This window comes from Kushneria phyllosphaerae (assembly GCF_900312995.1).
Classification (GTDB): Bacteria; Pseudomonadota; Gammaproteobacteria; order Pseudomonadales; family Halomonadaceae; genus Kushneria; species Kushneria phyllosphaerae.
Map to the genome: position 1 here is coordinate 20,341 of NZ_ONZI01000003.1, position 17,642 is coordinate 37,982.

The window sequence follows — 17,642 nt, forward strand, 5'->3', positions numbered from 1 at the left end:
CCATGAAAGATCTGGTCAAAGTTCTTAAATCGCAGGCGCAGTCCGAAGAGTTTGATGCCATTCGGATTTCGCTTGCTTCTCCGGACATGATCCGCAGCTGGTCGTTTGGCGAGGTCAAAAAGCCCGAGACCATTAACTACCGGACGTTCAAGCCAGAACGCGATGGCCTGTTCTGTGCCAAGATTTTTGGTCCGGTCAAGGATTACGAGTGCCTGTGCGGCAAGTACAAGCGCATGAAGCACCGCGGCATCATTTGTGAAAAGTGCGGCGTTGAAGTCACCAAGGCGTCCGTACGTCGTGAGCGGATGGGCCATATCGAGCTGGCTTCTCCTGTCGCGCATATCTGGTTTCTGAAGTCGCTGCCGTCACGTATCGGCATGCTGCTGGACATGACGCTGCGTGATATCGAGCGCGTGCTGTATTTCGAGTCCTTCGTGGTCATCGATCCCGGCATGACAACGCTTGAGCGCAGCCAGCTGCTCAACGATGAGCAGTATTTCGAAGCGCTTGAAGAGTTTGGCGACGACTTTGATGCCCGCATGGGTGCCGAAGCCGTTCAGGCGCTGCTGTCCGATATCGATCTGGGTGAAGAGATCGATCGTCTGCGTGAAGAAATTCCGCAGACCAACTCGGACACCAAGATCAAGAAGCTTTCCAAGCGCCTCAAGCTGCTGGAAGCCTTCTACCGTTCGGGCAACCATCCGGGCTGGATGGTCATGGAAGTGCTGCCGGTACTGCCGCCGGACCTGCGTCCGCTGGTACCGCTGGACGGCGGCCGCTTTGCGACGTCCGATCTCAACGACCTTTATCGTCGTGTGATCAACCGTAACAACCGTCTCAAGCGACTGCTGGATCTGTCTGCACCGGACATCATCGTGCGCAACGAAAAGCGCATGCTGCAGGAATCGGTTGATGCCCTGCTGGACAACGGTCGTCGTGGTCGTGCCATTACCGGCTCGAACAAGCGCCCGCTGAAGTCGCTGGCCGACATGATCAAGGGCAAGCAGGGTCGTTTCCGTCAGAACCTGCTGGGCAAGCGTGTCGATTACTCCGGCCGTTCTGTCATCACCGTGGGTCCGACACTGCGTCTGCATCAGTGTGGTCTGCCCAAGAAGATGGCGCTTGAGCTTTTCAAACCGTTCATCTATTCGAAGCTGCAGGGTAGCGGTCAGGCCTCTACCATCAAGGCCGCCAAGAAGCTGGTCGAGCGTGAAATGCCCGAAGTCTGGGACATTCTTGCCGACGTGATTCGTGAGCATCCGGTGCTGCTTAACCGTGCGCCGACGCTTCACCGTCTGGGTATCCAGGCGTTCGAGCCGATGCTGATCGAAGGCAAGGCGATTCAGCTGCACCCGCTGGTCTGTGCGGCCTACAACGCCGACTTTGACGGCGACCAAATGGCCGTACACGTGCCGCTGACGCTGGAAGCCCAGCTCGAAGCGCGTGCACTGATGATGTCGACCAACAACGTGCTCTCGCCGGCCAACGGTGATCCCATCATCGTTCCGTCGCAGGACGTTGTACTGGGTCTGTATTACATGACCCGCGAGCGCATCGGTGCCAAGGGTGAAGGCATGGCCTTCTCTGACCTCAACGAGGTTGAGCGCGCCTTTGGTACCCAGAGCGTCGATCTTCATGCTCGCATTCGTGTTCGTCTGAGCGAATGGGCGCGTGATGAAGAGAGCGGTGAGCTGGTCGAGCAGGTCTCGGTCAAGGACACCACCGTGGGACGTGCGCTGTTATATCGCATCGTGCCGCGCGGCATGCCGTTCGAAATGGTCGATAAGTCCATGAAGAAAAAGGCGATTTCCCAGCTGATCAACGCCGGCTATCGCCTGGTGGGTCTGAAGGAAACCGTCATCTTTGCCGACCAGCTGATGTACACCGGTTTCCGTCTGGCGACCTGGTCGGGTGCCTCCATCGGTGTTAACGACTTCGTGATTCCCGACTCCAAGAAGGAGATCATCGAAGCGGCCGAGGACGAAGTGAAGGAAATCGAGGATCAGTTCTCATCGGGCCTTGTGACTGCCGGCGAGAAATACAACAAGGTCATCGATATCTGGTCCAAGGCGAATGACAAGGTCGCCCGTGCCATGATGACCGGTATTTCCAAGGAAACGGTCACTGATCGCGAAGGCAACAAGGTCGAACAGGACTCGTTCAACAGCGTCTTCATCATGGCGGACTCCGGGGCGCGTGGTAGTGCGGCCCAGATTCGTCAGCTGGCCGGTATGCGTGGTCTGATGGCCAAGCCGGATGGCTCGATCATCGAGACGCCGATCACGGCCAACTTCCGTGAAGGTCTGAACGTACTCCAGTACTTTATTTCGACGCACGGTGCTCGTAAGGGTCTGGCGGATACGGCACTCAAAACGGCCAACTCCGGTTATCTGACGCGCCGTCTGGTCGATGTGGCTCAGGACGTGGTCGTCACCGCGGTTGATTGCGGCACGGAAGAAGGTCTGACGCTGCATCCGGTTATCGAGGGTGGCGATATCATCGTCTCGCTGGCCGAGCGTGTTCTGGGTCGTGTTGTGGCCCGCGATGTCGTGGATCCGCAGACGCAGGAAGTACTGATCCCGCGTAACACGCTGCTGGACGAAGCATGGTGCAATCGTCTCGATACCATGGGTGTTGACGAGATTGTGGTGCGCTCGACCATCACCTGTGAAACGGCGCATGGTGTCTGCTCTTCCTGCTATGGCCGCGATCTGGCCCGTGGCCACGTGGTCAACGTGGGTGAGTCGGTGGGTGTCATTGCGGCACAGTCGATCGGTGAGCCGGGTACTCAGCTGACCATGCGTACCTTCCACATCGGTGGTGCGGCCTCGCGTGCTTCGGCCGTGGACAGTGTCCAGGTCAAGCATGGTGGCCGCGTCCGACTGCACAACATGAAGCATGTTGAGCGCAGCGACGGCAAGCTGGTTGTGGTCTCTCGCTCCAGTGCGCTGGCCGTTGCCGATGAGCATGGCCGTGAGCGCGAGTACTACAAGCTGCCTTATGGCGCCGAGCTGTCCATCAAGGACGGTGCGCAGGTTGAGCCCGGCCAGGTGGTTGCCAAGTGGGATCCGCACACGCACCCGATCGTTTCGGAAGTGCAGGGTCGCATCCAGTTCACCGACATGGAAGAAAACGTCACCATCAACAGAAGTGTTGATGAAATGACGGGGCTTTCCTCCATTGAGATCATCGAGTCCGGTAACCGTCCGACGTCCGGTCGCGACAAGCGCCCGATGATCATGCTGCAAAACGAGCATGGTGAAGCAGTCTCCCTGCCGGGTTCCAATACACCGGTACAGTACATGCTGCCCGGTAATGCGATTGTCTCCGTTGACGATGGTTCTGCGATCGGCATCGGTGAAGTTGTCGCTCGTATTCCGGTGGAAGCGTCCGGTAACAAGGACATCACCGGTGGTCTGCCGCGCGTTGCCGACCTGTTCGAAGCGCGCAAGCCCAAGGAAGCCTCGGTGCTGGCTGAAGCCACTGGTACCATCACCTTCGGCAAGGAAACCAAGGGCAAGCGTCGTCTGATGATTACGCCTGCCGATGGTGACCCGATCGAAATGCTGATTCCCAAGTGGCGTCAGATTGGTGTCTTTGAAGGTGAGACCGTTGAGCGTGGTGAGGTCATTTCCGATGGCCCCAGTAACCCGCACGACATTCTGCGTCTGCTGGGTGTGAGTGAGCTGGCCAAGTACATCACCGCAGAAATCCAAGACGTCTACCGTCTGCAGGGCGTTGGTATCAATGACAAGCACATCGAAACCATCGTGCGTCAGATGCTGCGCAAGGTAGAAATCATCGATGCTGGAGACAGTACGCTGATTCCTGGCGATCAGGTTGAACTGGTCCGTGTACTGGCGGAAAACGAGCGGTTGCATGAGCAGGAGAAGTTCCCTGCCAAGTACGACCGTGTTCTGCTGGGTATTACCAAGGCATCGCTGGCGACCGAATCCTTTATTTCGGCGGCGTCCTTCCAGGAGACCACGCGCGTACTGACCGAAGCGGCTGTCACCGGCAAGCGCGACTATCTGCGTGGTCTGAAGGAAAACGTGGTGGTTGGTCGCCTTATCCCTGCAGGCACGGGGCTTACCCATCATGCCGAACGTCGTCGCAGGAAGGAGGGTGCCAAGCGTGATCCGCATCCTTCTGCTTTCGATGTCGAACAGCAGCTGGGTGAGCATCTGACTGCGCTGGATGCCGACGACGACCTCTAGGGGGCACAGGGTCCTGCGTCAGTTATGGCGCAGGACTTGACGCCCTTGCGGGCGAACCCTTAGAATTCGCAGCCTTTAACAGTAGGGGCAGGTGCGTCCTGTCTCTGCTGTTTTGTATCATCATCATTGGAGCGAGCCTTTTATGGCAACGATTAATCAGCTGGTGCGCAAGCCCCGCAAGCGCCCGCAGGCCAAAAGCGACGTCCCTGCGCTGCAGGCATGCCCGCAGCGCCGCGGCGTTTGTACGCGCGTTTATACGACCACACCCAAGAAGCCGAACTCGGCGCTTCGTAAGGTCTGCCGTGTGCGCCTGACCAACGGTTACGAAGTGGCTTCGTATATTGGCGGTGAAGGTCACAACCTTCAGGAACACTCCGTGGTTCTGATCCGTGGCGGTCGAGTAAAGGATCTTCCGGGTGTGCGCTATCATACTGTTCGCGGTGCGCTGGATACCTCTGGTGTTCAAAACCGTAAGCAGTCGCGTTCGAAGTACGGCACCAAAAAGCCGAAATCCTGATCGGTATCTACTTAATTTACACGGTCTGATAAGAGTAAGGCCGGGCAGCGCACCTTGAAGTGTTTGGTCCCGGGTTTACCTGAAAGACTCTTCTGACTGAGGGCTTATCATGCCTAGAAGACGTATTGCGGCGAAGCGCGACATCCTGCCGGATCCCAAGTTCGGAAGCGAGCGCCTGGCCAAGTTCATGAACCATCTGATGATCAGCGGCAAGAAATCCGTCGCCGAGCGCATCGTATATGGTGCGCTGGATCGGGTTGCCGAACGCTCCAATGATGAGCCGCTGGACATTTTCGACAAGGCACTGGAAGCCATCCAGCCCATGGTCGAAGTTAAATCACGTCGTGTTGGCGGTGCTACCTATCAGGTGCCCGTTGAAGTGCGTCCTTCCCGTCGTCATGCGCTGGCCATGCGCTGGCTGGTGGACGCGGCACGTAATCGTGGTGAGAAGACCATGGTGCAGAGGCTGGCCGGCGAAATGCTGGATGCGGCTGAAGGCAAGGGTGCTGCTGTCAAGAAGCGTGAGGACGTCCATCGTATGGCAGAAGCCAACAAGGCCTTCTCTCACTACCGCTTCTAATAGAAGCGCCTTCAGGCGAAGGCGCTTCCAACTACAGGATACGCTATCGTGGCACGCAAGACTCCTCTTAAGCGCTACCGCAATATCGGTATCTGCGCCCACGTTGATGCCGGCAAGACAACGACAACCGAACGTGTGCTTTTCTACACGGGTCTTTCTCACAAGATCGGTGAAGTGCACGAAGGTGCCGCTGTCATGGACTGGATGGAGCAGGAGCAGGAGCGTGGTATTACCATCACCTCTGCTGCCACCACCTGTTTCTGGAGCGGCATGAATCAGCAGTTCGATGAGCATCGCATCAACATCATCGATACGCCCGGGCACGTTGACTTCACCATTGAAGTTGAACGCTCCCTGCGTGTTCTTGATGGCGCGATCGTCGTGCTGTGTGGCAGCTCCGGTGTTCAGCCGCAGACCGAAACCGTATGGCGCCAGGCAAATCGCTATGAAGTTCCCCGCATGGTCTTCGTTAACAAGATGGACCGCGCCGGTGCCGACTTCTTCATGGTTGTGGATCAGATGCGCAAGCGTCTGGGCGCCAACGCTGTGCCGATCCAGATCAACTGGGGCGCAGAAGACGAATTCAAGGGCGTCATCGACCTTCTCCAGATGAAGGCCATTCTCTGGAATGAAGAAGACAAGGGCATGACCTATGACCTCGTCGACATTCCGGAAGAGCTGCAGGAAACGGCTCAGGGATGGCATGAGCATATGGTTGAGGCTGCAGCCGAATCTTCTGAAGAATTGATGGAAAAGTACCTTGAAGAAGGTGAGCTTTCCGTTGAGGAAATCAAGGCCGGTCTGCGACGTCGTACGCTGGACAATGAAATTGTTCTGGTCACCTGTGGCTCTGCGTTCAAGAACAAGGGCGTTCAGGCCATGCTGGATGCCGTCATTGAATATCTGCCGTCGCCCACCGAGGTCAAGGCCATCGAAGGTGAGCTTGATGATGCTGCTGGCACCATTGAGACGCGTGAAGCGGATGACAGTGCACCGTTTTCGGCACTGGCATTCAAGATCGCAACCGACCCCTTCGTCGGAACGCTGACCTTTATTCGCGTATACTCGGGTGTGCTGAATTCCGGCGACCAGATGTATAATTCGGTGAAGGACAAGAAAGAGCGCGTTGGTCGTATCGTTCAGATGCACGCCAACAGCCGTCAGGAGATCAAGCAGCTTTACGCGGGCGATATCGCTGCCTGTGTTGGCCTCAAGGATGTCACGACCGGCGACACGCTCTGTGATCCGAATTCGAAGATCGTGCTGGAGCGCATGGAGTTCCCGGAACCGGTTATTTCGGTGGCCGTTGAACCCAAGTCGAAGGCTGACCAGGAAAAGATGGGTATCGCTCTGGGCAAACTGGCTCAGGAAGATCCCTCGTTCCGCGTCAAGACCGACGAAGAAACCGGACAAACCATTATCTCCGGTATGGGTGAGCTTCACCTCGACATTCTCGTTGACCGCATGCGTCGCGAGTTCAAGGTGGAAGCCAATATCGGCAAGCCCCAGGTGGCCTATCGCGAGACGATCAAGAAAAGCGTCGAGCAGGAGGGCAAGTTCGTTCGTCAGTCCGGTGGTCGTGGCCAGTTCGGTCATGTCTACCTGCGCATTTCGCCGCTGACAGACGAAGACCGTGGGGACGATCCGGAAATGACCTTCAAGTTCAATTCCGAGATCGTAGGTGGTGCAGTACCCAAGGAATATGTGCCGGCAGTCGAGAAGGGTGCCTTTGAGCAGCTGCAGAACGGTGTCATCGCCGGTTATCCGATGATTAACGTCAAGGTTGCGCTGTATGACGGTTCCTATCACGACGTCGACTCCAATGAGAATGCCTTCAAGGTTGCCTCATCGATGGCAATCAAGGAGGGCGCACGCAAGGCCGGAGCAGTTCTGCTCGAGCCGGTGATGAGCGTTGAAGTGGTAACACCCGAAGATTTCATGGGTGATGTCATGGGCGATCTTAACCGTCGGCGCGGTCTTGTTCAGGGTATGGATGACACTATTTCCGGTAAGGTTATCCGTGCCATGGTGCCGCTGGGTGAGATGTTCGGTTATGCGACCGATCTGCGTTCTCAGACCCAGGGCCGCGCAAGCTACTCCATGGAGTTTGCGAAGTACGATGAGGCACCGTCCAGCATCGTCGAAGCCGTCATTAACCAGAAATGATAACCGTTAGCTGACAAAGAGGTTATAGCAGTGGCCAAGGAAAAATTTGAACGTTCCAAACCGCATGTAAACGTAGGCACCATCGGTCACGTTGACCATGGCAAGACTACGCTGACTGCGGCCCTGACACGTGTTTCTGCCGAAGTGTTTGGCGGTGACTGGCGTGAATTCTCTACCATCGACAACGCTCCTGAAGAGCGTGAGCGTGGTATCACGATCTCAACAGCACACGTTGAGTATCAGTCTGAAATGCGTCACTACGCGCACGTTGACTGCCCGGGTCACGCTGACTACGTCAAGAACATGATCACCGGTGCTGCCCAGATGGACGGCGCTATCCTGGTCTGTTCTGCCGCTGATGGCCCGATGCCGCAGACTCGCGAGCACATCCTGCTGTCTCGTCAGGTCGGCGTTCCGTTCGTCGTTGTCTTCCTGAACAAGGCTGACATGGTTGACGATGAAGAGCTGCTCGAGCTGGTAGAGATGGAAGTTCGTGAGCTTCTGTCCGAGTACGACTTCCCGGGTGATGACACGCCGATCATCATTGGTTCTGCTCTGATGGCACTGGAAGGCAAGGACGACAATGGCATGGGTACAACTGCCGTTGCCAACCTCGTTCGCGCCATGGATGAGTACATCCCCGAGCCCGAGCGTGCCATCGATCAGCCGTTCCTGATGCCGATCGAAGACGTTTTCTCCATCTCCGGTCGTGGTACTGTTGTTACCGGTCGTGTAGAGCGTGGTATCGTCAAGCCGGGTGAAGAAGTCGAGATCATCGGCCTCAAGGACACCGTCAAGACTACCGTTACCGGTGTCGAAATGTTCCGCAAGCTGCTCGACGAAGGTCGTGCCGGTGAGAACGTTGGTGCCCTGCTGCGTGGTACCAAGCGTGATGACGTCGAGCGTGGTCAGGTTCTGGCCAAGCCGGGCAGCATCAAGCCGCATACCAAGTTCGAGTCTGAAGTCTACATCCTGTCCAAGGAAGAGGGTGGTCGTCACACGCCTTTCTTCAAGGGCTACCGTCCCCAGTTCTACTTCCGTACCACTGACGTGACCGGTACCTGTGAGCTGCCGGAAGGCGTAGAAATGGTTATGCCGGGCGATAACGTCAAGATGGTTATCACCCTGATTGCTCCGATCGCCATGGAAGACGGACTGCGTTTCGCCATTCGCGAAGGCGGTCGTACCGTTGGCGCTGGTGTTGTGGCCAAGATCGTCGAGTGATTTAAAGGCTCGAAATCTAAAGGGGCCTCCGTCGGGAGGCCCCTTTGTCATATGCATGTTTGACTCTGAGCGAGTGCCTGCCTATAATGCGCATCCTTTTGAGGCGTGCGTAGGCGGTCAGGCGCCCATCGGCGTCAGACATCGTCTTGAATTTCCCTGGAGTCCCGGGTAATGCAGAACCAGAAGATTCGCATTCGCTTGAAAGCCTTTGATCATCGTCTTATCGATCAGTCCGCACAGGAAATTGTGGATACTGCCAAGCGCACTGGTGCGCAGGTTCGCGGTCCGATTCCGCTGCCTACCAGGCGCGAGCGTTATACCATTCTGATTTCTCCGCACGTCAACAAGGACGCGCGTGATCAGTATGAGATCCGTACTCACAAGCGTGTGCTGGACATCGTTGAGCCGACCGAGAAAACGGTTGATGCACTGATGAAGCTCGATCTGGCGGCGGGTGTAGACGTCCAGATCAAGGTTGATTAACCCAACACTAGTCACTTACGCGGCATTTCAGGGCACTGGCCCTGCCGCTCACGCCGGGATGGCGTCACACAATGTGCTAGTGGAATGCTCTGGAAAGGGCAGCCATAGCGGGTGATAGCCCCGTACACTAAAGGAGACTGAACATGTCTATCGGTTTAGTCGGTAAAAAGAGCGGTATGACCCGTATCTTTACCGAAGATGGCGCATCCGTGCCTGTAACCGTAATTGAAGTCGAGCCTAACCGCGTCACGCGCATCAAGACTCTCGAGTCTGATGGCTATCGTGCCGTGCAGGTTACTGCAGGCTCGCGCAAGGCCAAGCACCTCACCAAGGCAATTGCCGGGCAATATGCCAGCGCAGGTGTTGAGGCCGGTCGTTTCCTCGCGGAATTCCGCCTTTCCGAAGGTGAAGAAGATCCGCAGTCCGGAAGCGAGCTCACCGTATCCCTCTTCGAAGCAGGTCAGCTCATCGACGTCACTGGTACGTCAAAGGGCAAGGGCTTCCAGGGCGCAGTCAAGCGCTGGAACTTCCGCACGCAGGACGCCACTCACGGTAACTCTCTGTCGCATCGTGCGCCGGGTTCCATCGGTCAGTGCCAGACGCCGGGTCGCGTCTTCAAGGGCAAAAAGATGGCCGGTCAGATGGGTAACGAGCGTGTCACCGTTCAGAGCCTTGAAATCGTCCGTGTTGACACCGAACGCAATCTGTTGCTGGTCAAGGGCGCCGTACCTGGTGCTGCCGGCGGCGATGTGATCGTGCGCACCGCTGTCAAAGCTCGCTGAGGGGTAGGTAACGATGAATCTCAATCTTGCAGGTGCAGGAGCCGGAGCCGTCGAGATTTCCGACGAGACTTTTGGCAAGGAATTCAATGAGGCGCTGGTTCACCAGGTCGTGACTGCTTATCTGGCAGGCGCGCGTCAGGGTACCCGTGCACAGAAAAGCCGTTCTGATGTTAGCGGCGGTGGCAAGAAGCCGTGGCGTCAGAAGGGTACCGGTCGTGCTCGTGCCGGTACCATTCGTTCGCCGATCTGGCGTACCGGTGGTGTGACCTTTGCGGCACGTCCGCAGGATCACTCTCAGAAGGTCAATCGCAAGATGTACCGCGCTGCCATGCGTTCCATTCTTTCGGAACTCGTGCGTCAGGAACGTCTGGTCGCTGTTGATGCCTTTACCGTAGACAGCCCCAAGACCAAGCAGCTGGTTGGTCGTCTTTCCGACCTCGGTCTGGAAAAGGTGCTGATCGTGACTGACGAGCTGGATCAGAATCTTTATCTGGCCGCTCGCAACATTCCCAATGTGGATGTGATCGAAGCGTCGAGCGCGGATCCTGTCAGCCTGATTGCCTATGACAAGGTGCTGATGACCGTACCCGCCCTCCGCAAGTTCGAGGAGAAGCTGGCATGAATCAGGAACGCGTATTCCAGGTGCTGCTTGGCCCGCACATGACCGAGAAGGCTGCCTACGCTGCAGAGCGTAATCAGTACGTTTTCAAGGTCGCCAGTGATGCTACCAAGCCCGAAATCAAAAAAGCTGTTGAAGCTCTTTTTGAAAAGAAGGTCGACAGCGTCCAGGTCCTGAACATGAAAGGCAAGGTCAAGCGTAACGCTCGTGGTGAAGGTCATCGCAGCGGTTATCGCAAGGCCTACGTCACCCTGGCTGCGGGCGAAACGCTCGAAGACTTCACCGGCGCCGAGTGAGGCAGGAGAACGGATCATGGCAGTAGTCAAGACAAAACCCACGTCCGCCGGCCGTCGCCATAAGGTGAAGGTCGTTACTGAAGGGCTGTACAAGGGGCGTCCGCATGCGGCGCTGACCGAAGCACAGTCTCGTTCGGGCGGTCGTAACAACAACGGTCGTATCACTACCCGTCACGTAGGTGGTGGCCATCGCCAGCACTATCGTCTGGTAGATTTCAAGCGCAACAAGGATGGCATTCCGGCCATCGTCGAGCGTCTTGAATACGATCCGAATCGCAGCGCACATATTGCACTGCTCAAGTATGTGGACGGTGAACGCCGTTACATCATTGCCCCCCGCGGTGTTGCAGAAGGCGATCGCCTGGAGTCCGGTGTCAACGCACCGATTCGTCAGGGTAATGCTCTGCCTTTGCGCAATGTTCCGCTTGGTTCGACCATTCATTGCATCGAGCTCAAGCCCGGCAAGGGCGCACAGCTTGTACGCAGCGCGGGTACCAGTGCTCAGCTGGTCGCACGTGAGGGCAACTATGCCACCGTGCGTCTGCGTAGCGGTGAAATGCGTCGCATCCTGGCTGAATGTCGCGCCACGCTGGGCGAAGTCGGTAATTCCGAGCATAGCCTTGGGCAGCTCGGCAAGGCCGGTGCCAAGCGTTGGAGAGGCGTCCGTCCGACTGTTCGCGGCGTCGCGATGAACCCGGTTGATCACCCGCATGGTGGTGGTGAAGGTCGTACCAGTGGTGGCCGTCATCCGGTAACCCCCTGGGGTATTCCGACCAAGGGTCACAAGACGCGCAAGAACAAGCGTACCGACAAGCTTATCGTGCGTCGTCGCAAAGCCAGATAAACGGTGCCGCAAGGCCAAACATCAGTATTTAAGGGGTAACGGCTGTGCCACGTTCACTTAAGAAAGGTCCCTTCATTGACCTTCATCTTTTGAAGAAGGTTGAGGCGGCTGTGGAAAAGAGCGACCGCAAACCGATCAAGACCTGGTCGCGTCGCTCGATGATCCTGCCCAATATGGTAGGACTCACCATTGCTGTCCATAACGGTCGCCAGCATGTACCGGTTCACGTCTCGGAAGAGATGGTGGGCCACAAGCTGGGCGAATTTGCTGCCACCCGCACCTATCGCGGTCACGCGGCTGACAAGAAAGCCAAGCGGTAAGGGAGAGGACCATAATGGAAGAAGTAGCTGCTAAATTGCGCGGCGCTCGCCTGTCCGCCCAGAAGGCTCGTTTGGTGGCAGATCAGGTGCGGGGCAAGCCGGTCGCAGAAGCGCTGAATATCCTGGCATTTTCGCCTAAAAAGGCGGCTGTGCTGGTGAGAAAGGTACTGCAATCCGCTATCGCCAACGCGGAAGAAAATAACGGCATGGACATCGACGAGCTTCGCGTCTCGACCATCTGTGTCGATGAGGGCATGACGCTCAAGCGTATCCTGCCGCGTGCCAAGGGCCGTGCGGATCGCATCATGAAGCGTACCTGCCATATCACCGTCAAGGTAGCCGAGAAGTAGGAGTCGACCAGATGGGTCAAAAAGTCAATCCAGTCGGTATTCGCCTCGGGATCGTCAAGGATCACACTTCTGTGTGGTACGCCGAGCGCGGTGCTTATGCCGACAAGCTGAATAACGATCTCAAAGTTCGCAGTTTCCTGTTTGAGCGCTTGAAAAGCGCGTCTGTCAGCAGGATCCATATCGAGCGTCCGGCAAACAATGCCCGTATTACCATTCATACTGCCCGTCCGGGTATCGTGATTGGCAAGAAGGGTGAAGATGTCGAGCGCCTGCGTCGCGACCTGACCAACCTCATGGGCGTGCCTGTGCACGTCAATATTGAGGAAGTTCGCAAGCCTGAGCTTGACGCTGCGCTGGTAGCGCAGAACGTCGCAGGTCAGCTTGAACGTCGCGTCATGTTCCGACGTGCCATGAAGCGGGCGGTACAAAACGCCATGCGTCTGGGCGCCAAGGGTATCCGGATTCAGCTTTCCGGCCGCCTTGGTGGTGCAGAAATCGCGCGTACGGAATGGTATCGCGAAGGCCGTGTTCCCCTTCACACCCTGCGTGCCGATATCGATTACTCGGTTTACGAGGCGCACACCACTTATGGTGTCATCGGTGTCAAGGTGTGGATCTTCAAGGGCGAAATTCTTGGTGGGATAGAAGAAGTCCGTGCGAAGCAGAATAATTCGCAGACTGGCGCTCCCGGCAAGAAGAAAGGTTCCAAGTAAGGGGATAGTCGATGTTACAGCCCAAGCGTACCAAATTCCGCAAGCAGCAGAAGGGCCGCAACCGCGGTCTGGCGCATCGCGGTAGTAGCGTGAGCTTCGGTGAGTACGGCCTCAAGGCGACCGGCCGTGGTCGTATCACTGCTCGTCAGATTGAAGCCGGCCGTCGTGCTATCACGCGTCATGTTAAACGTGGCGGAAAGATCTGGATCCGTGTGTTCCCGGATAAGCCGATTTCCGAAAAGCCGCTCGAAGTCCGTATGGGTAAGGGCAAGGGCTCTGTCGAATACTGGGTCGCTCAGATTCAGCCCGGCAAGGTTCTTTACGAGATTGAAGGCGTATCGGAAGAGATGGCACGCGAAGCGTTCACTCTCGCGGCTCAGAAGATGCCCGTTGCCACTACCTTTGTGAAACGGACGGTAATGTAATGAAAGCTCAGGAACTTCGTGACAAGTCGACCGAAGCGCTCAATGAGCAGCTGTTCGAACTGCTGCGCGAGCAATTCAACCTGCGGATGCAGAAGGCTACCGGTCAGTTGAGCCAGAACCATCTGCTCAAACAGGTTCGCCGCGACATCGCGCGCGTGAAGACTGTGCTCAACGAGAAGGTGGACTGAAATGGCCGAAGAACAGGCAAAGCAAGCACGCAGGCTCACCGGACGTGTGGTGAGTGATCGGATGGAGAAATCGATCGTTGTCATGATCGAGCGTCGTGAGCGCCATCCGATCTACGGAAAGTACATGAAGCGCTCCACCAAACTGCATGCGCACGACGAAACCAATCAGGCCCACATCGGCGATCTGGTTTCCATCGAAGAGTGTCGGCCGCTTTCAAAGAAAAAGGCATGGACTCTGGTTGAAGTCGTCGAGCAGGCCAGAGGGTAAGGCAGCAGCCTAAACCCGTGCATCAGTTCAGGTTTGGAGAAAACCGATGATTCAAACGCAAACAATGCTGGATGTCGCCGACAACAGCGGAGCGCGCAGGGTCCAGTGCATCAAGGTCCTGGGTGGTTCACACCGCCGCTACGCCCGTGTTGGTGACATCATCAAGGTGACGGTCAAGGAAGCAATTCCGCGTGGCCGTGTTAAAAAGGGTCAGGTGCTCAAGGCCGTTGTAGTACGCACACGCAGCGGAATTCGCCGTCCTGACGGTTCTCTTATCCGCTTCGATGGCAATGCGGCGGTTTTATTGAACAACGCCAACGAGCAGCCGGTAGGCACTCGTATTTTCGGGCCGGTAACCCGCGAACTTCGTACCGAGAAGTTCATGCGGATTATCTCCCTGGCGCCCGAAGTGCTGTAAGGAGCGAGGCGGAATTATGCGCAAGATCAAACGTGATGATGAAGTCGTCGTCATCGCCGGCAAGGACAAGGGCAAGCGCGGCACCGTCAAGCGGGTTCTGCAGGACGGGCGCTACGTGGTTTCAGGTGTGAACATGATCAAGCGTCACACCAAGCCCAACCCGACGGCCGGCAATCAAGGGGGTATCGTTGAGCGTGAGGCTCCGATCCACGGTTCTAACGTTGCCATCTTCAATACGGAGACCGGCAGGGCGGATCGGGTCGGCTTTCAGATGAATGACGACGGTACCAAGATCCGTATCTTCAGGTCGACGCAAAAGCAGATCGACGCCTAACGCGATTCGGGTGGCAACATGGCGAACTTGAAAGAGCAGTATAAAGACGAGGTGATGGCCAAGCTCACTGAGCAATTTGGCTACGCCAACGTAATGCAGGTGCCCCGGATCACCAAGGTGACTCTGAATATGGGCGTCGGTGATGCGACCAGCGATAAAAAGCTGATCGACAATGCCGTGGCTGATCTGGAAAAGCTTTCCGGCCAGAAGCCTATCGTGACTCTGGCGCGCAAGTCAGTTGCGGGCTTCAAGGTCCGTGAAGGCTGGCCGATCGGCACCAAGGTAACCCTGCGCAGTGAGCGTATGTGGGATTTCCTTGACCGGCTGGTAAACATCGCGATTCCGCGTATTCGTGATTTCCGTGGCCTCAATGCGAAGTCATTTGATGGCCGCGGAAACTACTCGATGGGTGTGCGTGAACAGATCATCTTCCCCGAGATCGAATACGACAAGGTTGACCGTGTTCGCGGGCTGGATATCACCATCACGACGTCTGCCGGCACCGACGAAGAAGCTCGTGCACTCCTGAGTGCACTGAACTTCCCCTTCCGGAAATAAAGGTGTAATCATGGCAAAGAAAAGCATGGTTGAGCGCGAGCGCAAGCGCGCCGAGCTGGTAGACAAGTACGCAGCCCGTCGTGGCGAGCTCAAGGCGATCATCAGCAACGCCAAAAGCTCGGACGAAGAGCGCTTCGATGCGCAGCTGCAGCTGCAGAAACTGCCGCGCGATTCGAGTCCGGTGCGTCAGCGTAATCGCTGCCGCATTACCGGCCGGCCGCACGGCTATTACAACAAGTTCGGACTTGGGCGCAATAAACTGCGCGAAGCGGCTATGCGTGGCGATGTGCCCGGCCTGACCAAGTCCAGCTGGTAATCGCATCAGGAGCGTTATCGATGAGCATGCAGGATACACTCGCGGATATGCTGACCCGTATCCGTAATGCGCAGATGGCGACCAAGGAGACGGTCACCATGCCGTCTTCCAAAATCAAGGTCGAAGTCGCGCGTGTTTTGAAAGAAGAAGGTTACATTGCCGACTTCTCCGTTGAAGGCGACGTCAAGGTTGACCTGACGATTGTCCTCAAGTACTTCGAAGGCAAGCCGGTTATCGAGCACATTCAGCGTGTTTCGAAGCCTTCCCTTCGCAGCTACAAGGGCAAGGATGAACTGCCGCGCGTAGCAGACGGTCTGGGTGTGGCCATCGTGTCCACTTCCAGAGGTGTCATGACCGATCGTGCGGCGCGCCATGCAGGCGTCGGCGGTGAAGTCATCTGCACCGTATTCTAGGAGTCTATGATGTCCAGGATTGCAAAATACCCGGTTAAGCTGCCCAGCGGTGTGGAAGTCACGCTCGAGGAAGGCAGGCTGACCGTCCGGGGCGGTCAGGGGCAGTTGGAAATGAACGTCCACAACGATGTTGTGATTGGTCAGCAGGAAGACCAGCTGACGTTCGAGCCCAGCGCTTCAGCCAAGAATTGGGCCATGGCCGGGACAACCCGCGCACTGGTCAATAACATGGTCGTTGGTGTTACTGAAGGCTTTACCCGCTCGCTGGAAATTACCGGCGTGGGTTATCGTGCTCAGGCCAACGGTCAGACACTCAACCTGACACTTGGTTTCTCTCACCCGATCGATTACAAGGTGCCTGAAGGCGTGGTTGTTGAAACGCCCAAAAACACCACAATCGTTCTCAAGAGCGCTGATAAGCAGCGTCTTGGTCAGGTGGCTGCCGAGATTCGTGCGTTCCGTCCGCCGGAGCCCTACAAGGGCAAGGGTGTTCGTTACAGCGATGAACGCATCCTTCGTAAAGAAGCCAAGAAGAAATAGGGCAGGGTTATGAACGCGAAGAAAGAAGCTCGTCTCCGTCGTGCCCGCCGCACGCGCGCCAAGATCCGCGAACTTGGTATCAATCGTCTGAGCGTCAATCGCACGCCGCGTCACATGTACGCTCAGATTATTTCCGCAGACGGTGGCCAGGTCCTGGTCAGCGCCTCCACGCTCGACAAGTCGCTGCGTGAAGATGCTACCGGTAATTCTGATGCCGCTGCTCGCGTTGGTACACTGCTGGCCGAGCGTGCAAAGGAAGCGGGAATTACTCAAGTTGCCTTTGACCGTTCCGGGTTCAGGTACCATGGTCGGGTCAAGGCCCTGGCTGATGCCGCGCGCGAAGGCGGCCTGCAATTCTAAAGGGTTCTACGATGGCGAATAATGAACAGAGGGGCAGCGGTGATCTGCAGGAAAAACTTGTTCAGATCAACCGTGTTGCCAAAGTGGTCAAGGGCGGCCGTATTTTCGGTTTCACCGCTCTGACCGTCGTAGGCGATGGCAATGGCCGTATCGGCTTTGGTCGTGGCAAGGCGCGTGAAGTGCCGGTCGCGATTCAAAAGGCGATGGACCAAGCTCATCGCAACATGATCAAGGTCGAGCTGCGCGGTCATACGCTGCAGTATCCGGTACGTGCCAACCATGGCGCTTCCAAGGTCTTCATGCAGCCTGCCTCTGAAGGTACCGGCATCATCGCAGGTGGTGCGATGCGTTCGGTGCTGGAACTGGCTGGTGTACATGACGTCCTGGCCAAGTGCTATGGCTCGACCAATCCGGTCAACGTCGTGCGCGCAACCGTCAAGGGCCTCGCTTCCATGCGTTCTCCCGAGGACGTTGCGGCAAAGCGTGGCCTGTCCGTTGAAGCGATTACGGGGTAAGCGCCATGTCAGCCACAATCAGGGTTACTCAGGTACGCAGCACGATCGGCGTACTTGAAAAGCACAAGGCCACCATGCGCGGGCTGGGTCTTCGCCGTATCAACCACACGGTTGAGCTCGAAGATACGCCGGCCGTTCGTGGCATGATCAACAAGGTCAACTACCTCGTTCGCGTTGAAGGAGCTCAGTAATGACC

Annotated in this window: 25 protein-coding genes; all 25 read left to right on the forward strand. The window is 56.8% G+C overall.

Features of this window, described 5'->3' with window-relative positions:
* Positions 1 to 2 precede the first annotated feature (2 nt).
* The 25 genes from rpoC (at position 3) to rpmD (ending at position 17,637) form a co-directional block, all read left to right on the forward strand.
* A complete protein-coding gene (gene rpoC, locus KSP9073_RS09980) occupies positions 3 to 4,217 on the forward strand; it encodes a DNA-directed RNA polymerase subunit beta' (protein ID WP_108842850.1) in 4,215 nt (1,404 codons plus the stop codon).
* 142 nt (positions 4,218 to 4,359) lie between these two features.
* A complete protein-coding gene (gene rpsL / locus KSP9073_RS09985; RefSeq protein WP_086620798.1) occupies positions 4,360 to 4,734 on the forward strand; it encodes a 30S ribosomal protein S12 in 375 nt (124 codons plus the stop codon).
* Positions 4,735 to 4,843: 109 nt separating this feature from the next.
* The gene (rpsG, locus tag KSP9073_RS09990; RefSeq protein WP_108842851.1) at positions 4,844 to 5,314 is read left to right on the forward strand and encodes a 30S ribosomal protein S7; all 471 of its coding nucleotides are present in this window, start codon (positions 4,844 to 4,846) and stop codon (positions 5,312 to 5,314) included.
* Between the two features lie 48 nt (positions 5,315 to 5,362).
* On the forward strand, positions 5,363 to 7,480 hold the full coding sequence (fusA, locus tag KSP9073_RS09995) for an elongation factor G (RefSeq protein ID WP_108842852.1): 2,118 nt from the start codon (positions 5,363 to 5,365) through the stop codon (positions 7,478 to 7,480).
* Positions 7,481 to 7,510: 30 nt separating this feature from the next.
* On the forward strand, positions 7,511 to 8,704 hold the full coding sequence (tuf, locus tag KSP9073_RS10000; protein ID WP_108842853.1) for an elongation factor Tu: 1,194 nt from the start codon (positions 7,511 to 7,513) through the stop codon (positions 8,702 to 8,704).
* A gap of 171 nt (positions 8,705 to 8,875) precedes the next feature.
* Positions 8,876 to 9,187 (forward strand): 30S ribosomal protein S10, encoded by a 312-nt coding sequence (gene rpsJ / locus KSP9073_RS10005; RefSeq protein WP_019951460.1) that lies wholly within the window; start codon positions 8,876 to 8,878, stop codon positions 9,185 to 9,187.
* 143 nt (positions 9,188 to 9,330) lie between these two features.
* On the forward strand, positions 9,331 to 9,969 hold the full coding sequence (gene rplC / locus KSP9073_RS10010) for a 50S ribosomal protein L3 (protein ID WP_108842854.1): 639 nt from the start codon (positions 9,331 to 9,333) through the stop codon (positions 9,967 to 9,969).
* A gap of 13 nt (positions 9,970 to 9,982) precedes the next feature.
* Positions 9,983 to 10,591 carry a 50S ribosomal protein L4 gene (rplD, locus tag KSP9073_RS10015; RefSeq protein ID WP_108842855.1) on the forward strand — a complete coding sequence of 203 codons (609 nt, stop codon included), beginning with the start codon at positions 9,983 to 9,985 and terminating at the stop codon, positions 10,589 to 10,591.
* Complete coding sequence (rplW, locus tag KSP9073_RS10020; RefSeq protein WP_086620792.1) at positions 10,588 to 10,884, forward strand: 50S ribosomal protein L23; 297 nt, start codon at positions 10,588 to 10,590, stop codon at positions 10,882 to 10,884. The genes rplD and rplW overlap by 4 nt, the downstream gene beginning before the upstream one ends.
* 16 nt (positions 10,885 to 10,900) lie before the next feature.
* Complete coding sequence (gene rplB / locus KSP9073_RS10025; protein ID WP_108842856.1) at positions 10,901 to 11,728, forward strand: 50S ribosomal protein L2; 828 nt, start codon at positions 10,901 to 10,903, stop codon at positions 11,726 to 11,728.
* Between the two features lie 44 nt (positions 11,729 to 11,772).
* A complete protein-coding gene (gene rpsS / locus KSP9073_RS10030; RefSeq protein WP_008959165.1) occupies positions 11,773 to 12,048 on the forward strand; it encodes a 30S ribosomal protein S19 in 276 nt (91 codons plus the stop codon).
* Between the two features lie 14 nt (positions 12,049 to 12,062).
* Complete coding sequence (rplV, locus tag KSP9073_RS10035) at positions 12,063 to 12,398, forward strand: 50S ribosomal protein L22 (protein WP_086620791.1); 336 nt, start codon at positions 12,063 to 12,065, stop codon at positions 12,396 to 12,398.
* Positions 12,399 to 12,409: 11 nt separating this feature from the next.
* A complete protein-coding gene (gene rpsC, locus KSP9073_RS10040; RefSeq protein ID WP_108842857.1) occupies positions 12,410 to 13,111 on the forward strand; it encodes a 30S ribosomal protein S3 in 702 nt (233 codons plus the stop codon).
* 11 nt (positions 13,112 to 13,122) lie between these two features.
* Positions 13,123 to 13,536, forward strand: coding sequence for a 50S ribosomal protein L16 (rplP, locus tag KSP9073_RS10045; RefSeq protein ID WP_108842858.1), 414 nt, complete (start codon positions 13,123 to 13,125; stop codon positions 13,534 to 13,536).
* Positions 13,536 to 13,724, forward strand: coding sequence for a 50S ribosomal protein L29 (gene rpmC / locus KSP9073_RS10050; protein WP_086620788.1), 189 nt, complete (start codon positions 13,536 to 13,538; stop codon positions 13,722 to 13,724). Before rplP ends, rpmC begins: the two co-directional genes overlap by 1 nt.
* A gap of 1 nt (position 13,725) precedes the next feature.
* Complete coding sequence (gene rpsQ, locus KSP9073_RS10055) at positions 13,726 to 13,992, forward strand: 30S ribosomal protein S17 (RefSeq protein WP_086620787.1); 267 nt, start codon at positions 13,726 to 13,728, stop codon at positions 13,990 to 13,992.
* Between the two features lie 46 nt (positions 13,993 to 14,038).
* A complete protein-coding gene (gene rplN, locus KSP9073_RS10060) occupies positions 14,039 to 14,410 on the forward strand; it encodes a 50S ribosomal protein L14 (RefSeq protein ID WP_086620786.1) in 372 nt (123 codons plus the stop codon).
* A gap of 16 nt (positions 14,411 to 14,426) precedes the next feature.
* On the forward strand, positions 14,427 to 14,744 hold the full coding sequence (rplX, locus tag KSP9073_RS10065; RefSeq protein ID WP_108842859.1) for a 50S ribosomal protein L24: 318 nt from the start codon (positions 14,427 to 14,429) through the stop codon (positions 14,742 to 14,744).
* A gap of 18 nt (positions 14,745 to 14,762) precedes the next feature.
* A complete protein-coding gene (gene rplE / locus KSP9073_RS10070) occupies positions 14,763 to 15,302 on the forward strand; it encodes a 50S ribosomal protein L5 (protein WP_086620784.1) in 540 nt (179 codons plus the stop codon).
* Positions 15,303 to 15,312: 10 nt separating this feature from the next.
* Positions 15,313 to 15,618, forward strand: a complete 306-nt coding sequence (gene rpsN / locus KSP9073_RS10075; RefSeq protein ID WP_108842860.1) for a 30S ribosomal protein S14 — start codon at positions 15,313 to 15,315, stop codon at positions 15,616 to 15,618.
* Positions 15,619 to 15,638: 20 nt separating this feature from the next.
* Positions 15,639 to 16,031 carry a 30S ribosomal protein S8 gene (gene rpsH, locus KSP9073_RS10080; RefSeq protein ID WP_108842861.1) on the forward strand — a complete coding sequence of 131 codons (393 nt, stop codon included), beginning with the start codon at positions 15,639 to 15,641 and terminating at the stop codon, positions 16,029 to 16,031.
* Positions 16,032 to 16,040: 9 nt separating this feature from the next.
* Positions 16,041 to 16,571 (forward strand): 50S ribosomal protein L6, encoded by a 531-nt coding sequence (gene rplF / locus KSP9073_RS10085; protein WP_108842862.1) that lies wholly within the window; start codon positions 16,041 to 16,043, stop codon positions 16,569 to 16,571.
* A gap of 9 nt (positions 16,572 to 16,580) precedes the next feature.
* Positions 16,581 to 16,931, forward strand: coding sequence for a 50S ribosomal protein L18 (rplR, locus tag KSP9073_RS10090; RefSeq protein WP_108842863.1), 351 nt, complete (start codon positions 16,581 to 16,583; stop codon positions 16,929 to 16,931).
* Between the two features lie 11 nt (positions 16,932 to 16,942).
* Positions 16,943 to 17,446 (forward strand): 30S ribosomal protein S5, encoded by a 504-nt coding sequence (gene rpsE / locus KSP9073_RS10095; RefSeq protein WP_108842864.1) that lies wholly within the window; start codon positions 16,943 to 16,945, stop codon positions 17,444 to 17,446.
* 5 nt (positions 17,447 to 17,451) lie between these two features.
* On the forward strand, positions 17,452 to 17,637 hold the full coding sequence (rpmD, locus tag KSP9073_RS10100) for a 50S ribosomal protein L30 (protein ID WP_086620778.1): 186 nt from the start codon (positions 17,452 to 17,454) through the stop codon (positions 17,635 to 17,637).
* The last annotated feature ends 5 nt before the right edge of the window (positions 17,638 to 17,642 follow it).

Coding starts and splice junctions, on each gene's coding strand:
- rpoC (WP_108842850.1), top strand. CDS start 3: ATGAAAGATCTGGTCAAAGTTCTTAAATCGCAGGCGCAGTCCGAAGAG.
- rpsL (WP_086620798.1), top strand. CDS start 4,360: ATGGCAACGATTAATCAGCTGGTGCGCAAGCCCCGCAAGCGCCCGCAG.
- rpsG (WP_108842851.1), top strand. CDS start 4,844: ATGCCTAGAAGACGTATTGCGGCGAAGCGCGACATCCTGCCGGATCCC.
- rpsJ (WP_019951460.1), top strand. CDS start 8,876: ATGCAGAACCAGAAGATTCGCATTCGCTTGAAAGCCTTTGATCATCGT.
- rplC (WP_108842854.1), top strand. CDS start 9,331: ATGTCTATCGGTTTAGTCGGTAAAAAGAGCGGTATGACCCGTATCTTT.
- rplD (WP_108842855.1), top strand. CDS start 9,983: ATGAATCTCAATCTTGCAGGTGCAGGAGCCGGAGCCGTCGAGATTTCC.
- rplW (WP_086620792.1), top strand. CDS start 10,588: ATGAATCAGGAACGCGTATTCCAGGTGCTGCTTGGCCCGCACATGACC.
- rplB (WP_108842856.1), top strand. CDS start 10,901: ATGGCAGTAGTCAAGACAAAACCCACGTCCGCCGGCCGTCGCCATAAG.
- rplV (WP_086620791.1), top strand. CDS start 12,063: ATGGAAGAAGTAGCTGCTAAATTGCGCGGCGCTCGCCTGTCCGCCCAG.
- rpsC (WP_108842857.1), top strand. CDS start 12,410: ATGGGTCAAAAAGTCAATCCAGTCGGTATTCGCCTCGGGATCGTCAAG.
- rplP (WP_108842858.1), top strand. CDS start 13,123: ATGTTACAGCCCAAGCGTACCAAATTCCGCAAGCAGCAGAAGGGCCGC.
- rpmC (WP_086620788.1), top strand. CDS start 13,536: ATGAAAGCTCAGGAACTTCGTGACAAGTCGACCGAAGCGCTCAATGAG.
- rpsQ (WP_086620787.1), top strand. CDS start 13,726: ATGGCCGAAGAACAGGCAAAGCAAGCACGCAGGCTCACCGGACGTGTG.
- rplN (WP_086620786.1), top strand. CDS start 14,039: ATGATTCAAACGCAAACAATGCTGGATGTCGCCGACAACAGCGGAGCG.
- rplX (WP_108842859.1), top strand. CDS start 14,427: ATGCGCAAGATCAAACGTGATGATGAAGTCGTCGTCATCGCCGGCAAG.
- rplE (WP_086620784.1), top strand. CDS start 14,763: ATGGCGAACTTGAAAGAGCAGTATAAAGACGAGGTGATGGCCAAGCTC.
- rpsN (WP_108842860.1), top strand. CDS start 15,313: ATGGCAAAGAAAAGCATGGTTGAGCGCGAGCGCAAGCGCGCCGAGCTG.
- rpsH (WP_108842861.1), top strand. CDS start 15,639: ATGAGCATGCAGGATACACTCGCGGATATGCTGACCCGTATCCGTAAT.
- rplF (WP_108842862.1), top strand. CDS start 16,041: ATGTCCAGGATTGCAAAATACCCGGTTAAGCTGCCCAGCGGTGTGGAA.
- rplR (WP_108842863.1), top strand. CDS start 16,581: ATGAACGCGAAGAAAGAAGCTCGTCTCCGTCGTGCCCGCCGCACGCGC.
- rpsE (WP_108842864.1), top strand. CDS start 16,943: ATGGCGAATAATGAACAGAGGGGCAGCGGTGATCTGCAGGAAAAACTT.
- rpmD (WP_086620778.1), top strand. CDS start 17,452: ATGTCAGCCACAATCAGGGTTACTCAGGTACGCAGCACGATCGGCGTA.